This is a genomic window from Asticcacaulis solisilvae (genome assembly GCF_052327315.1).
GTDB classification, from domain to species: Bacteria; Pseudomonadota; Alphaproteobacteria; order Caulobacterales; family Caulobacteraceae; genus Asticcacaulis; species Asticcacaulis solisilvae_B.
Map to the genome: position 1 here is coordinate 498,744 of NZ_CP166196.1, position 12,318 is coordinate 511,061.

Genomic DNA, 12,318 nt, shown 5'->3' on the forward strand with positions numbered 1-12,318 from the left:
TTCATTCTTATCCACACCGGAACACGATGGTCCTTCTATAATAAGGAGGACCGTCATGGCTGACTTGTTGCATAAGGACCCGATGCGTAAGGATTGGGCGAAGGATCCGTCCGTCGCCGACCGTACGACACCCGATACGGGCATCGCCGATTGCGCCGACCCTTCGCTGGGCGCGGGCGAAGGCGTGGACCGCGAAGACGCCGCCGAAAACCGCGACGATCCGTTGGCTCAGACCGGAACCTATGAAGGCAAAAAGGTCTTCCGGGCCAACGAGCTCAACCAGGCCGGCGAGGACAAGGAATACTTCCATCCCGACGACCATCACCGTTTTCGCGTTCCGAACGATGCGCAGCACCATGTGCTGAAGCCGGACGTGACGTTGACGCCGGGCGAAAAGCCCGCGGTCGAAGTCAAGCCGCGGACATGATACACCCGGCTTCATGCTCAACGCGTCGTCGCCGCTTGCCAGATTGATGAACGCCCCGGTGCGTCCGGGTGTGGTCGAATGGATCGGCGTCCGCCCGGAAAGGCGGGCGCCGATGCGCGTTATGGAGGCCGCTGAACTCGATCCGGCGCAGGGCGTGATCGGTGATCGTTATGCCGGCAAAAGCGGAAACCGGCACGTGACATTGATCGGCAGAGCGGATCTGGCGGCCATAGCCGACTTCCTGGGGCTTGACGAAGTGCCGCCAGATCTGTTGCGGCGGAATATCGTGGTGTCGGGCGTCAACCTGCTGGCGCTGAAGGAAAAGCGGTTCCGCCTGGGCGGGGCGCTTCTGGAAATGACCGGCGAATGCCATCCGTGTTCGCGCATGGAAGAGATTTTCGGAGAAGGCGGTTACAACGCCGTGCGCGGCCATGGCGGCATCACGGCGCGTGTACTCGCAGGTGGAACCGTGGGCCTTGGCGATGCGCTTGAGGTTGTGGCGGGGTAGACAGGCGGATGCATCCCCTGCGTATAAATATCCGGACGGAGCGCAGGAGATGGCGATGAAACATAGGCCCGTATGGATGATTTTGGCCTTGGGCCTGGTGGCCACGGCAGCGGGAACCGCTGACGCGCAAGGCATGTTCTCGAAACAGCGCCTGGCCGCCAAGAAGGCCGAGGAGGAACGCGCGATCGACCTTCAGGCCATCCGGCCCGGCGCGCGCAAGCTGACGGAATCCTATGGCGGCGATGCCCGCCAGGCCATCGACATCTATATCCCGCCGAATGCGAAAAATGCGCCGGTCCTGGTCATGGTGCACGGCGGCGCATGGATGATCGGTGACAAGGCCGATACGGGCTCGGTCGAAAACAAGCTGAAACACTGGCTGCCCAAGGGCTTTGTCGTGGTCAGCGTCAACTACCGCATGCTGCCGGACATCATGGCGTACGAACAGGCCGGGGACGTCGCCCATGCCCTGGCCTATGTCCAGGATCACGCGGCGGGCTGGGGCGGCGATGCTTCGAAACTTATCCTGATGGGCCATTCGGCCGGCGCGCACATAGTGGCGCTGATTTCGTCGGCGCCCGACATGGTCGGGCGGCCGTGGGCGGGGACGGTGGTGCTCGATTCCGCCGTCATGGATGTGACGGCCGTCCTCCAGCAACGCCATCCCGGCTTCTACGACAAGGCCTTCGGTTCCGATCCGGCTTACTGGCGCAAGGCCTCGCCGATCGACCGCTGGACGCCTGCGGCGGTGCCGATGATGCTGGTCTGCTCGACGAGACGGCCCGACCATCCGTGCGACGCGGCCAATGCGTTGCACGACAAGGCGGAAAAAGCCGGCAAGGCCATGCCGGTCTTCCCGCGCGCCCTGACCCACGAAGAGGTCAACCGCACGCTGGGCCTGCCCGGCGACTATACCGATGCGGTCGACGCCTTTATCACGGAGCGCCTGGGCGCCAACTGAACGTCTCAGGCCAGGGCAGGTGTGCGGACGGCTGTGACGCCTTCGGCGATGGACGGCTGCGACGGAATGGTCAGGGTGAAGCGCGTCTCCTTGAGATTGGAGATGGCTTCCAGCGTCCCGCCGTGCGACTTGGCGATTTCCGAGGCGATATAAAGCCCCAGACCCAGCCCTTGCGCTTCCGAGGGCATGTCGCCGCGCACAAAGGGGCGGAACAGGCGCGGCATGGCGTCAGATGGTATGGGAACGCCGCCGTTCGATACCGACAGCTGAAAGGCCTGGCGGTCGCTCGATGCTTCGATGACGATCGGGCGGTCGGGTGCGCCGTGGCTGACCGCATTGGCCAGCAGGTTGGAAAACAGTTGCGCGATGCGGTGGTCGTCGCACCAGACGGTTTCGGACAAAGCGTAGCGGATTTCCATGAGCCGGTCCGGGGACTTGGCGCGCACCTCGGCGACGACCTGGGCCAGGGTGGCTTCCAGTTGCGGGGCGTTGCGGCGGTCGAGATTGACGCCCACGCCCAGCCGGCCGCGCGCGAAATCGAGGATATTGTCGATCAGTTCGCTGATCCGGTCGGCGCTGCCGGCCATCATGGCCAGGACCTTGGCCTCACGGTCGCTCAAGGTGGCGCGTTTCAGGATGCTGGCGCCGGCGGTAATGGCGGCGACGGGGTTGCGCAGGTCGTGGCCCAGCACGGCGATGAACTGTTCGCGCAGGCCCGCTACGGTCGTGGCATCGGCCAGGGCGGCCTGGCTGGCCAGCATCTGTTCCTGCGCATCGATATGCCGGGCGATCAGGTCGGCGAACAGGGTGAACATGCCGATGATGCGGGGATTGTTGATCTGCGCCGGCCTGGGGTCGACGGCGCACAGGGTGCCGAAGAAGCGGCCGTCGCCCAGGATGATCGGCATCGAGATATAGCTGCGCAGGCCATACATTATGGGCGTATGGTGCGTGCGGAACACGGGGTCGTTCTGCGCGTCGTCGAAAACCACGCCCTGCCGCGACTGGCGAATCTCGTCGCAGATGGTCGAATCGAGTTTCAGCTCCCCGCCCGGTTTCAATCCGAAGTCGATGTCGTCGCGGACGGCGCAGGCCACCCATTGCGTATCGGTGACGCGCGCCACGGCGGCGAAACCCATGCCGGTCGTCTGCGCCACCACGTCGAGGATCGGCGGAACCACGCTCAGTTTCGCAATCGTTTCGATATCGGCGTCTATGTCTGTCATGTGCTTGCCCGTCCCCAGTCTGAATACTGGTCACTACAGCGGGGCAGGGCTGCAAAAAAGCAATGGGAATTATGCGGATACGGCGGTCGTGTTCATTTTCCGGTCCATTTCACCGCGGCGGACGGCGCCATACCAGGCCCACAACAGATGCGAGACGATCGAGCGGTACGGCGACCAGACCAGGGCGCGTTCGGCGCAATAGGCCTCGTTGGGACGGTCCTCCAGCCCGTCGAGCCACGCCACGGCTTCGCGCAAGGCGATGTCGCCGACCGGGAAGAGGTCGAGCCGGCCTTCGGAGAACATCAGATAGACCTCGGCGGTCCAGCGGCCGATGCCTTTCAGGCCGATCAGCGCCCTGGCGGCGTCTTCGGTCTCGAGCGCGGCGATGGCGTCGGCGTCGATGGCGCCTGTATGGAAGGCTTCGGCAAGCGCCCGGGCATAGCTGATCTTCGGCCGCGACAGGCCGTAGCTGCGCATGGCGTCGTGGTCGTGGTCGAGCAGGGCCTGCGGGCTGACATCGCCCAGGCCGGCATGCAGGCGCGCGATGATGGTGTCGGCCGCCTTGACCGACAGCTGCTGCTCGACGATCAGGCCCAGCAGTGCCGGAAAGCCGTTCGGCCGCCTGCGGTAGGTGATATGGCCGAAATGCGCGGTCAGCGGGGCCAGTTTCGGGTCAGCCGCCGCCAGGGCGGAAAGATGTACGGGGTCGAGAGGTGTCATGCCGTGAATATAGGAATTGGCTGACGAAAAAGCGGCAGCAGGTCTGAGTAGGGGGATGCGCCGGCGGAAACGCTCCGAATCTTGCGATCGTGTCCTCTACGGCAAGGCGGTCCACAGATTACACAGATTGCACAGATTATGTGTGGTTTTGGCTCGGCGTTCCGATGAGATATCGACGGCGCGTCGCGCCGTCAGGACAGCCCCCGCAGACTCCGCTAAGGCACGGAATAATCTGTGAAATCTGTGGATAGCCCTTAAGACTTGATACAGCCGACCTGGGCCACGCGGTATTCGCGGCGCAGGGTGTCGGCGACGATGCCGTAATTGCGCTTGGTCACCGTGGCTTCGTTGTCGAAGTCGGGCCGGCGGTCGGACACATTGCCCAGCGCGAACAGCGTCGCCGGGATCGAGGTGTAGATACGGCCGCGGCGCGGGGCTTCGCGAATAACGATGCCGACGGCGCGCGAATTGTCGTCGACGATCGGCGCGCCGCGCAGGGAATTCAGATCGCCCTTGATGCCGACGGTACGCCCGGCCTGGGCCCAGGCCAGCACCACTTCGTTATGACCGCCGCGCTTCGACTTTTCGATCACCGTGGTGCCGATCAGGCGCGCCGTGGCCTCGCCCGGATTGCCGCCCGGAAAGCCCGGCATGAAGCCGCGAATGCCCGGCTTGATCGTTTTGGGATCGGCCAGGGGCAGGGGCTTGCCGGCGCCGTCGGTCATGCCGATGACGTAGTTGTCGACGCCCTTGACGTCACGGATCTTGAACGGCACGCCAAGATTGCCGCCGATATTGAGGAAGGGGTGCGTGCAGCCCGCGATGGCTTCGCGCGATACGATCCATTCCCCGGCCTGCGAGACTGAAAAGGCCGTGCCGGTCATGACCTTCTGATCGTCGACCGGCAGGTTGATGATCGAGGAGGCGGAAAAGGGTGTGAAGTTGGCGAACAGGGCCATCTCGCCGACGCCCGGCTGCGGCGGAGCCGGCGGGGCATCGGAGGTCTCATGCCAGTTCGTGGTGACCACCACGATCCCGGTGACGGCCGCCAGATAAAGGAGCCAGTCGAGTTTCATGGCGGCCTACTGGACCGTGGCGGCGAGCAGGAGGGCGGCGGCCAGCTTGGCGGCGACCAGCAGCACGGCGGAAGACACTTCGCCTTCGTTCATGCGCGCGGGCAGGCCGGCCAGCAGGAAGTCGACGATGCGGAAGATGAGAAGCTGCAGGATCAGGGTCGCACCGCCCCACAGGACGATTTCGGCAAGCGACGTCGAGGCGACGATCGAGGCGGCCAGCGGGATCGCCAGGCCGATGATGACGCCGCCATAGCCCACGGCCGCGGCCGAGTTGCCGTCGCGGATCTGGCGGATTTCCTTGTAAGGCGTCAGGACCGAATAGATGGTCGCGCCGATCATCAGCATCAGCAGGGCGACACCGCCGTGCAGAAGCGTGGTGACAAAACCGTCGGCAAAGGCCTGGACTTCGGGACGCAGGGTTTCCGGCGTCAGGAAGTTGAGGTTAAGGGTGTTCGTTACCATGCGCTGACCATTCCCCTGCGGCACTTTCTGCGATGCGGGCCTGCCCCGTGCCAGACAGCCCGTTACTAATGCTGGAAAGTCCCTGCAAGATCAAGTCCACCGTCCACCCCTGTGGACACTTTCCCTGTGAGGGCGATAAAGTCTCGAAATACAACGGAATTGCGACGGCTTTACGATATCATGCCGGCGGCCAGGTGGGCGAAGGGCAGGCCGTCTTCCACGTCCTCGCTGTCTCCGTTTGACGCATCTTCGCGCTCGGCCTTGCGCACCGCGCTGGCGCGCAGCTTCTCGCTCTCGGACTTGAGCTGGCCGCAGGCCGCCAGGATGTCGCGGCCGCGCGGCGTGCGGATCGGCGAGGCATAGCCGGCCTTGTTGAGCACGGCGGCGAAGGCTTCGATCGTCTTCCAGTCCGAGCACTGGTACTGCGTGCCTGGCCACGGATTGAACGGGATCAGGTTGATCTTGGCCGGAATGCCCTTGAGCAGGCGGATCAGGGCGCGCGCTTCGGCCGGGCTGTCGTTGACGCCCTTCAGCATGACGTATTCGAAGGTGACGCGGCGGGCGTTCGACAAGCCGGGATAGGCGCGGATGCCGGCCATCAGCTGTTCGATCGGGTATTTCTTGTTGAGCGGCACCAGCTCGTTGCGCAACGCGTCATTGGTGGCGTGCAGCGAGATGGCCAGCATGGCGGCCGTGCGGCTGCCGAGCGCTTCGAGTTCGGGCACCACGCCGGAGGTCGAGACGGTGATGCGGCGGCGCGAAATCGCGATGCCCTCGTGGTCCGAAATGATGTCGATGGCGTCGGCGACGTTGTCGAGATTGTACAGCGGTTCGCCCATACCCATGAAGACGATATTCGACAAACGGCGGTCTTCCTTGGGCGACGGCCATTCCTCCAGGTCGTCGCGCACCACCTGGACCTGGGCGACGATCTCGGCGGCGGTGAGATTACGCACCAGCTTTTGCGTGCCGGTATGGCAGAAGGTGCAGTTGAGCGTGCAGCCGACCTGGCTCGAGACGCAGAGCGCGCCCGAACGGCCGACATCGGGGATGTAGACGCTTTCGACCTCGATGCCGGGCGCCATGCGGATCAGGTATTTGCGCGTGCCGTCGCGCGAAATCTGGCGCTCGACGATTTCCGGGCGGGCCAGGGTGAACTTTTCGGCGAAGACCGCGCGCTGTTCCTTGGCGATGTCGGTCATCTGGTCGAACGAGGTGAAGCCGTAGTGGTGCATCCAGCGCCACACCTGCTGCATGCGCATCTTGGCCTTGCGCGGCTCAACGGCGCCCGAGCTGACGAGAACCTCGACCAGGCCTTCGCGCGTCAGGCCGGTGATGTTGATCAGGGCGGGTTCGGCAGCGGGTTTTACGGACAGGTCGAGCGTATGGGCCAAGGCAGGCGGCTTTCGGTACTGGTATTTCGGGGATTTGTGCGCTGCCTATACAGGATAAGGCGCGAAATGTCCAATCAGTGCGTACAGACCGGGCAGGCGGGGTCCTGCGACAGGCCGACGACGCGTGATTGCATCGTCAGGCCGTCGAAGATCATCAACTGGCCCTTCAGCGCCGTACCCGCGCCGGTGATCAGCTTGACGGCCTCGAGCGCCGCCAGCGAGCCCATGACGCCGGCCAGGGCGCCAATGACGCCGACGCGCTCGCAGGTTTCGGCGTCGGGCGGGACCTCGGGCACCAGGCACTGATAGCAGGGACTGCCGTCGAACACGGCCAGTTGCCCGCTCCAGCGGCCCAGCGCCGCCGAAACGAGCGGAATTTTGCGTTGCAGGCAGACGCGATTGACCAGAAGCCGCGTCGGGAAGTTGTCGCAGCCGTCGATGACAAGGTCGTATGCCGCCAGGATCCCGGCGGCATTGTCGTCCGTCAGCCGTTCATCGTGCGGAATATAATCCGTATACGGATTAATTTCCCCAAGATGGCTGGCCGCCGCCTCGACCTTCGGACGGTCGATATCGGCCGTGGCGTACAGGACCTGGCGCTGCAGGTTGCTGAGCGACACCGTGTCGTGGTCGATCAGGCCGAGCGTGCCGACCCCGGCTGCCGCCAGATACAGCGCGGCGGGCGCGCCGATCCCGCCCATGCCGACCAGGGCGATCTTCGCGGCTTTCAGTTTCATCTGGCCCGCCCCGCCGATTTCCTTCAGCACGAGGTGGCGGGCATAGCGGTCGATTTCGTCGTCGGTCAGCATGCCGCCGATATAGGATGCGCAGTCTTCCATGGCCAGTTTTCTTTAGACCCGTCTTGCAAGCCGGCGGCAAAAGCGCCAAGTAGCGCCTCATGAGCGACAATAATAATTTCCCCAACTGGCACGGCACGACCATCGTCGCCGTGCGCAAGAACGGCAAGACAGTGATCGCCGGCGACGGCCAGGTCTCCATGGGCGCGACCATCGTCAAGGGCGGAGCGCGCAAGGTGCGGACCCTGGCCGGCGGCAAGGTCATAGTCGGTTTCGCCGGCGCCACAGCCGACGCCTTCACCCTGCTGGAACGGCTGGAAGCCAAGCTCGAACTGTTTCCGGACCAGCTGGCGCGCGCCTGCGTCGATCTCGCCAAGGACTGGCGCACCGACCGGTATCTGCGCCGCCTCGAAGCCATGCTGCTGGTCGGCGACCGCAACCATATCCTGACGATCACCGGCGTAGGCGACGTGCTGGAGCCCGAGGACGGCGTCGCCGCCATCGGTTCGGGCGGCACCTATGCCCTGTCGGCGGCGCGCGCGCTGCTGGAATACGAGCCCGACGCCGAGGTCATCGCGCGCAAGGCCATGGCCATTGCCGGTTCGATCTGCGTCTACACCAACGACCACGTTACGCTGGAGCAGCTGTCGTGACGCGCGTGACGGTCGAGGAGGCCTTGCAGCGGGCCCGCATGACCATCAACATGCCGGCCGTCTGCATCATGCTGGCATGCCTGGGGCAGGCCCTGGTCATCGTGCCGAGCGGAACGGCGCCGCTGCCGGTGCTTTATGGTTCGGGTCTCCTCGGCATCCTCGGCTGGCCGCTCAGCTGGCTTTACCGGTCGGTGCAGACGCCGCACTGGAAGCTGTGGGCCTATTCCGGCGCCGGCAATGCCCGCGAGATGAAGGCCGCGGCCATCGCGGCCAAGGTGATCGCGCCCGACGGCAGCCTGTTCGAACGCACTGAAATCTGTTCGCCCGAAATGCGGGCTGAAATCCGCCGGCTGGAAGGCCGTGCCTGATAAGTTATTGAAAATATTGCCATGACTACTTTTTCTCCCCGCGAAATCGTCTCCGAACTCGACCGCCATATCATCGGCCATCACGACGCCAAGAAGGCGGTCGCCGTGGCCCTGCGCAACCGCTGGCGCCGCAAGGCGACGGCGGACGACATCCGCGACGAGATCACGCCCAAGAACATCCTGATGATCGGGCCGACCGGCGTCGGCAAGACCGAGATCGCCCGCCGCCTGGCCAGGCTGGCCAATGCCCCCTTCATCAAGGTCGAGGCCACCAAGTTCACCGAGGTCGGCTATGTCGGCCGCGACGTCGACCAGATCGTGCGCGACCTGGTCGAGGCAGCCCAGCTGATGATCAAGGACAAGAACCGCCTGGGCGTGCGCGCCAAGGCCGAGCACAATGCCGAGGAACGCCTGATCGACGCCCTGGTCGGCGAAGGCGCCGGCCCCTCGACGCGCGACGTCTTCCGCAAGAAGCTGCGCAGCGGCGAGCTCGACGACAAGGAGATCGAACTGTCTCTCACCGAGACCAGCGGCGCCTCCAATGTGTTCGAGATTCCCGGCCAGCCCAATACCGGCGCCTTTAACCTTCAGGATATGCTCAGCAAGGCCATGGGCGGACGCAAGAAGACCGTCAAGACGACGGTAAAGGCCGCCTGGGCCCCGCTGATCGCCGAGGAGGGCGACAAGCTGCTCGACCAGGATTCGATCTCGGCCGATGCCCTGAAACTGGCGGAAAACGAAGGCATCGTCTTTATCGACGAAATCGACAAGGTCGCCTCGCGCCAGGATCGCGGCGGCGCCGACGTGTCGCGCGAAGGCGTGCAGCGCGACCTGCTGCCGCTGATTGAAGGCACGACCGTGTCGACCAAATACGGACCGGTCAAGACCGACCACATCCTGTTCATCGCGTCCGGCGCCTTCCACGTCTCCAAGCCGTCGGACCTGTTGCCTGAACTGCAGGGCCGCCTGCCGATCCGCGTCGAGCTGAAGGCCCTGACCCAGGAGGACTTCCGCCGGATTCTCTCCGAGCCCGAGGCCAACCTGATCCGGCAGAACCAAGCCCTGCTGGCGACCGAAGGCGTGACGCTTGAGTTCGATGACGGCGCCATCGCCGCCATGGCCGAGGCCGCCGCGACGGTCAACGCCAAGGTCGAGAATATCGGCGCGCGCCGGCTGCACACCGTCATGGAAAAGGTGATGGAGGACCTGAGCTATACGGCGTCCGACATGTCCGGCCAGACGGTGAAGATCGACGCCGACTATGTGCGCCAGCGCCTCGGCGAAATCGCCGGCGACGCCGACCTCAGCCGCTATATCCTGTAATCAGTCGCGGCCGAGATAGGCTTTGAAGTTGCCGGCATAGTCGTCGTAGTGCTGGGTGACGACGTCGCGGAACTGCGCGGTGAAGTGCTCGATGGCCTCATTGCGTTCCGAAGCGAAATCGGCCCCGGTTTCGGCGCCGGCTGCCGTCGCGAAGGCGACATAGCGGGCGGCGGCGTGCAAAAGCGCCGTGGCGACCACGTCCTGGCCGGCTTCGCGGCTGAAGGCATTGGCCTGGTCGATAAAGGCCGTGGCCATGCGGACAAAGGGCGTGTCGGTGGGTTCGGTCATTTTATTTGCGCTTTCCTGAACAATTTCGCGCATTTGCGGTCATGGCCGCGTTCAAGTCAACCGGCAATCAGCTTTTTAATCAGCGCCTCACTGGCTTCGTCGCACAGGCGATAGACGTCCTCGAAATCCTTCGGCCCGCCGTAATAGGGATCGGGCACATTCTTGGCGCGGCCCATCGCCTCGTCGAGATAGAGGGCGACCTTCGCCTGGCTTTCCCACGGCTTCATCTTTTCAAGGTAGGCGACATTGTCGCGGTCGAGCCCGAGGATCAGGTCGAAACGGTCGAAATCGCCAGCGGTCACCTGGCGGGCGCGTTGATCGCTGATATCGATGCCGTGATTGGCCGCTGCCGCGATCGAGCGGCGGTCGGGCTGCTCACCCTTATGCCAGCCGCCGCAGCCGGCGGAATCGATCTCGAAGCGATTGGACAGGCCCATGGCCTCGACCTTGTGACGGAAGACGCCCTCGGCCAGGGGCGAGCGGCAGATATTGCCAAGGCAGACAAAGAGAATTGCAGTCATGCGGCTAAACTATACAGCCATCCGCGCCTTGTCACCGCAGAGAATCGGCCTACATCTCGGGAACAATGCACGAACGGGTGTCCCGTGTCCCAATCCCAGAGTCCGCTTTCCGATCTCGACGCCTTCAGCGACCGGCTGAAGGCTATTTCCGACCGTTACGGCCGCGTCCATGATATCGACCGTGGCGGCGACTGGCACCTGTTGAAGGTGCAGGAAGAGATGGGGGAACTGACCCAGGCCTATCTGGCGATGACCGGCCGTTCGCGGCGGCTGGCGGATAATGCCCGCCGCGACGTCGCCATGGAAATGGCCGACGTCATGTGCATGCTGATCCTGATGGCGCGCGCCGAGGGCATCGACCTCAATGCGGCGATCGCCGAGAAGTGGCTGAAATGGGAGACGGTCATTGCCGAAGAAAACGCTGCCTGATGCGCTTCCGAAGCCGAAAACCAAGGCGGCTGTGAAGGCGAACCCGAAGCTGATCCGTGCCCTGTTCGAACGCTTCGAGGAGGACAAGCCCGATCCGCGCACCGAGCTGAACTTCGTCAATCCCTATACCTTGCTGGTGGCGGTGGCCCTGTCGGCCCAGACGACCGACGTGGCGGTCAACAAGGCGACGGCGCCCCTGTTCAAGGCGGTGACGACGCCGCAGCAGATGCTGGCGCTGGGCGAGGAAAAACTGGCCGGGACGATCCGGTCTATCAACCTCTATCCCAGCAAGGCGAGGAACGTCATCCGCGCGGCGCAGATACTGGTCGATAAGTACAATGGCGAAGTGCCGCTGACGCGCGAGGCTCTGATCGAGCTGCCGGGCGTCGGCAACAAGACGGCGTCGGTGGTGCTGAACGAACTGGATGTCAAACCGGCCATCGCCGTCGATACCCACGTCTTCCGCGTCTCGCATCGCTTAGGGATTGCCGACGGCGCGACGCCCGACAAGGTCGAAGCGCAGCTTATGGCCATCATTCCGAAACACTGGCTGACACGGGCGCACCACTGGCTGATCCTGCACGGCCGCTATGTCTGCGTGGCGCGCAAGCCCAAGTGCACGGTCTGCATCGTCAGCGACCTGTGCCCGCGCATCGGCGTTACGGAAAGTGTCTAGGCTACCGTTTCGGCGGGGCGGAGAATCCAGTCCGTGCCGTTCTTTTCCAGGCGCAGCGTATCGATCAGCGCCACGGTCTCGGTCAGCTTGGAATGGTCGAGCGGCTTGACGACATAATGGGCGGCGCCCATTTCGCGGGCCGCGTTGACATCGTCTTCGTAGTCCGAACCGCTGAGGATCACTACTGGAATACGGCTCAGTTCCGCATCGGCCTGGATGGTCTGCAACACCTTGGCGCCGCTGATGCGCGGCAGGTTGAGATCGAGGAAGATGACATCGGGCGCCGGTGCGCGTTCGAAGCCCGGATCGTGGCGCAGGAAACTCAGGGCATCTTCGCCGGAGCTGACCCAATGGCCGTCGAACTGGACCCGGGCGCGGTTGAGCAGCTCGGTCACCAGACGGATCTCGGCGGCGCTGTCGTCGATGAACAGGGCCTGCGCGAGCCTGGGTACGGCGTCGTCGGTCATGGTTATGGCTCGCCCCTAGCCG

17 protein-coding genes are annotated in these 12,318 nt (G+C 64.2%); 8 read left to right on the top strand and 9 right to left on the bottom strand.

Annotated features, from left to right (window positions below; genetic code table 11):
* Positions 1 to 55 precede the first annotated feature (55 nt).
* Genes AB8717_RS02235 through AB8717_RS02245 form a run of 3 tightly spaced genes read left to right on the top strand, consistent with a single transcriptional unit; the run spans position 56 to position 1,896 of the window.
* Positions 56 to 427: a hypothetical protein gene (locus tag AB8717_RS02235; RefSeq protein WP_443749406.1), complete on the top strand. Its 372-nt coding sequence runs from the start codon at positions 56 to 58 to the stop codon at positions 425 to 427.
* A 13-nt stretch (positions 428 to 440) separates the two neighbouring features.
* Complete coding sequence (locus AB8717_RS02240) at positions 441 to 935, top strand: MOSC domain-containing protein (protein ID WP_443749407.1); 495 nt, start codon at positions 441 to 443, stop codon at positions 933 to 935.
* A gap of 55 nt (positions 936 to 990) precedes the next feature.
* Positions 991 to 1,896, top strand: coding sequence for an alpha/beta hydrolase (locus AB8717_RS02245; protein WP_443749408.1), 906 nt, complete (start codon positions 991 to 993; stop codon positions 1,894 to 1,896).
* Positions 1,897 to 1,901: 5 nt separating this feature from the next.
* Here AB8717_RS02245 and AB8717_RS02250 read toward each other — a convergent pair whose 3' ends face one another.
* The 6 genes from AB8717_RS02250 to AB8717_RS02275 all read right to left on the bottom strand — a co-directional run bounded on the left by AB8717_RS02250 (position 1,902) and on the right by AB8717_RS02275 (position 7,613).
* Positions 1,902 to 3,122, bottom strand: a complete 1,221-nt coding sequence (locus AB8717_RS02250) for a GAF domain-containing sensor histidine kinase (RefSeq protein WP_443749409.1) — start codon at positions 3,120 to 3,122, stop codon at positions 1,902 to 1,904.
* 69 nt (positions 3,123 to 3,191) lie between these two features.
* Positions 3,192 to 3,842, bottom strand: a complete 651-nt coding sequence (locus tag AB8717_RS02255) for a DNA-3-methyladenine glycosylase family protein (RefSeq protein ID WP_443749410.1) — start codon at positions 3,840 to 3,842, stop codon at positions 3,192 to 3,194.
* 254 nt (positions 3,843 to 4,096) lie between these two features.
* Positions 4,097 to 4,918 carry a peptidase gene (locus tag AB8717_RS02260; RefSeq protein WP_443749411.1) on the bottom strand — a complete coding sequence of 274 codons (822 nt, stop codon included), beginning with the start codon at positions 4,916 to 4,918 and terminating at the stop codon, positions 4,097 to 4,099.
* 6 nt (positions 4,919 to 4,924) lie between these two features.
* On the bottom strand, positions 4,925 to 5,380 hold the full coding sequence (locus AB8717_RS02265; RefSeq protein WP_443749412.1) for a DUF350 domain-containing protein: 456 nt from the start codon (positions 5,378 to 5,380) through the stop codon (positions 4,925 to 4,927).
* 170 nt (positions 5,381 to 5,550) lie between these two features.
* Positions 5,551 to 6,774 carry a 23S rRNA (adenine(2503)-C(2))-methyltransferase RlmN gene (rlmN, locus tag AB8717_RS02270; RefSeq protein WP_443749413.1) on the bottom strand — a complete coding sequence of 408 codons (1,224 nt, stop codon included), beginning with the start codon at positions 6,772 to 6,774 and terminating at the stop codon, positions 5,551 to 5,553.
* A 74-nt stretch (positions 6,775 to 6,848) separates the two neighbouring features.
* On the bottom strand, positions 6,849 to 7,613 hold the full coding sequence (locus AB8717_RS02275; protein ID WP_443749414.1) for a HesA/MoeB/ThiF family protein: 765 nt from the start codon (positions 7,611 to 7,613) through the stop codon (positions 6,849 to 6,851).
* Positions 7,614 to 7,672: 59 nt separating this feature from the next.
* Between AB8717_RS02275 and hslV the strand changes: the two genes are divergently transcribed.
* Genes hslV through hslU form a run of 3 tightly spaced genes read left to right on the top strand, consistent with a single transcriptional unit; the run spans position 7,673 to position 9,915 of the window.
* Positions 7,673 to 8,224 carry an ATP-dependent protease subunit HslV gene (hslV, locus tag AB8717_RS02280; RefSeq protein WP_443749415.1) on the top strand — a complete coding sequence of 184 codons (552 nt, stop codon included), beginning with the start codon at positions 7,673 to 7,675 and terminating at the stop codon, positions 8,222 to 8,224.
* On the top strand, positions 8,221 to 8,592 hold the full coding sequence (locus AB8717_RS02285) for a hypothetical protein (protein ID WP_443749416.1): 372 nt from the start codon (positions 8,221 to 8,223) through the stop codon (positions 8,590 to 8,592). Before hslV ends, AB8717_RS02285 begins: the two co-directional genes overlap by 4 nt.
* A 21-nt stretch (positions 8,593 to 8,613) precedes the next feature.
* On the top strand, positions 8,614 to 9,915 hold the full coding sequence (gene hslU, locus AB8717_RS02290) for an ATP-dependent protease ATPase subunit HslU (protein ID WP_443749417.1): 1,302 nt from the start codon (positions 8,614 to 8,616) through the stop codon (positions 9,913 to 9,915).
* Here the strand turns inward: hslU and AB8717_RS02295 are convergent, their stop codons facing one another.
* Positions 9,916 to 10,203 carry a DUF3144 domain-containing protein gene (locus tag AB8717_RS02295; protein WP_443749418.1) on the bottom strand — a complete coding sequence of 96 codons (288 nt, stop codon included), beginning with the start codon at positions 10,201 to 10,203 and terminating at the stop codon, positions 9,916 to 9,918.
* Positions 10,204 to 10,259: 56 nt separating this feature from the next.
* A complete protein-coding gene (locus AB8717_RS02300; protein ID WP_443749419.1) occupies positions 10,260 to 10,724 on the bottom strand; it encodes a low molecular weight protein-tyrosine-phosphatase in 465 nt (154 codons plus the stop codon).
* 84 nt (positions 10,725 to 10,808) lie between these two features.
* Here AB8717_RS02300 and AB8717_RS02305 point away from each other — a divergent pair, with 84 nt between their 5' ends.
* Together AB8717_RS02305 and nth are read left to right on the top strand one after the other, a co-directional pair.
* Positions 10,809 to 11,153, top strand: a complete 345-nt coding sequence (locus AB8717_RS02305; RefSeq protein WP_443749420.1) for a phosphoribosyl-ATP pyrophosphohydrolase — start codon at positions 10,809 to 10,811, stop codon at positions 11,151 to 11,153.
* On the top strand, positions 11,131 to 11,829 hold the full coding sequence (gene nth / locus AB8717_RS02310) for an endonuclease III (protein ID WP_443749421.1): 699 nt from the start codon (positions 11,131 to 11,133) through the stop codon (positions 11,827 to 11,829). The genes AB8717_RS02305 and nth overlap by 23 nt, the downstream gene beginning before the upstream one ends.
* On the opposite strand, the gene AB8717_RS02315 is transcribed toward nth, so the two are convergent.
* Positions 11,826 to 12,296: a response regulator gene (locus AB8717_RS02315; RefSeq protein ID WP_443749422.1), complete on the bottom strand. Its 471-nt coding sequence runs from the start codon at positions 12,294 to 12,296 to the stop codon at positions 11,826 to 11,828. The genes nth and AB8717_RS02315 overlap by 4 nt on opposite strands.
* Between the last annotated feature and the right edge of the window lie 22 nt (positions 12,297 to 12,318).

Excerpts from the sequence above, each read along its gene's own strand:
- AB8717_RS02235 (WP_443749406.1), top strand. The coding sequence starts at position 56 with ATGGCTGACTTGTTGCATAAGGACCCGATGCGTAAGGATTGGGCGAAG.
- AB8717_RS02240 (WP_443749407.1), top strand. The coding sequence starts at position 441 with ATGCTCAACGCGTCGTCGCCGCTTGCCAGATTGATGAACGCCCCGGTG.
- AB8717_RS02245 (WP_443749408.1), top strand. The coding sequence starts at position 991 with ATGAAACATAGGCCCGTATGGATGATTTTGGCCTTGGGCCTGGTGGCC.
- AB8717_RS02250 (WP_443749409.1), bottom strand. The coding sequence starts at position 3,122 with ATGACAGACATAGACGCCGATATCGAAACGATTGCGAAACTGAGCGTG.
- AB8717_RS02255 (WP_443749410.1), bottom strand. The coding sequence starts at position 3,842 with ATGACACCTCTCGACCCCGTACATCTTTCCGCCCTGGCGGCGGCTGAC.
- AB8717_RS02260 (WP_443749411.1), bottom strand. The coding sequence starts at position 4,918 with ATGAAACTCGACTGGCTCCTTTATCTGGCGGCCGTCACCGGGATCGTG.
- AB8717_RS02265 (WP_443749412.1), bottom strand. The coding sequence starts at position 5,380 with ATGGTAACGAACACCCTTAACCTCAACTTCCTGACGCCGGAAACCCTG.
- AB8717_RS02275 (WP_443749414.1), bottom strand. The coding sequence starts at position 7,613 with ATGGAAGACTGCGCATCCTATATCGGCGGCATGCTGACCGACGACGAA.
- hslV (WP_443749415.1), top strand. The coding sequence starts at position 7,673 with ATGAGCGACAATAATAATTTCCCCAACTGGCACGGCACGACCATCGTC.
- hslU (WP_443749417.1), top strand. The coding sequence starts at position 8,614 with ATGACTACTTTTTCTCCCCGCGAAATCGTCTCCGAACTCGACCGCCAT.
- AB8717_RS02295 (WP_443749418.1), bottom strand. The coding sequence starts at position 10,203 with ATGACCGAACCCACCGACACGCCCTTTGTCCGCATGGCCACGGCCTTT.
- AB8717_RS02300 (WP_443749419.1), bottom strand. The coding sequence starts at position 10,724 with ATGACTGCAATTCTCTTTGTCTGCCTTGGCAATATCTGCCGCTCGCCC.
- AB8717_RS02315 (WP_443749422.1), bottom strand. The coding sequence starts at position 12,296 with ATGACCGACGACGCCGTACCCAGGCTCGCGCAGGCCCTGTTCATCGAC.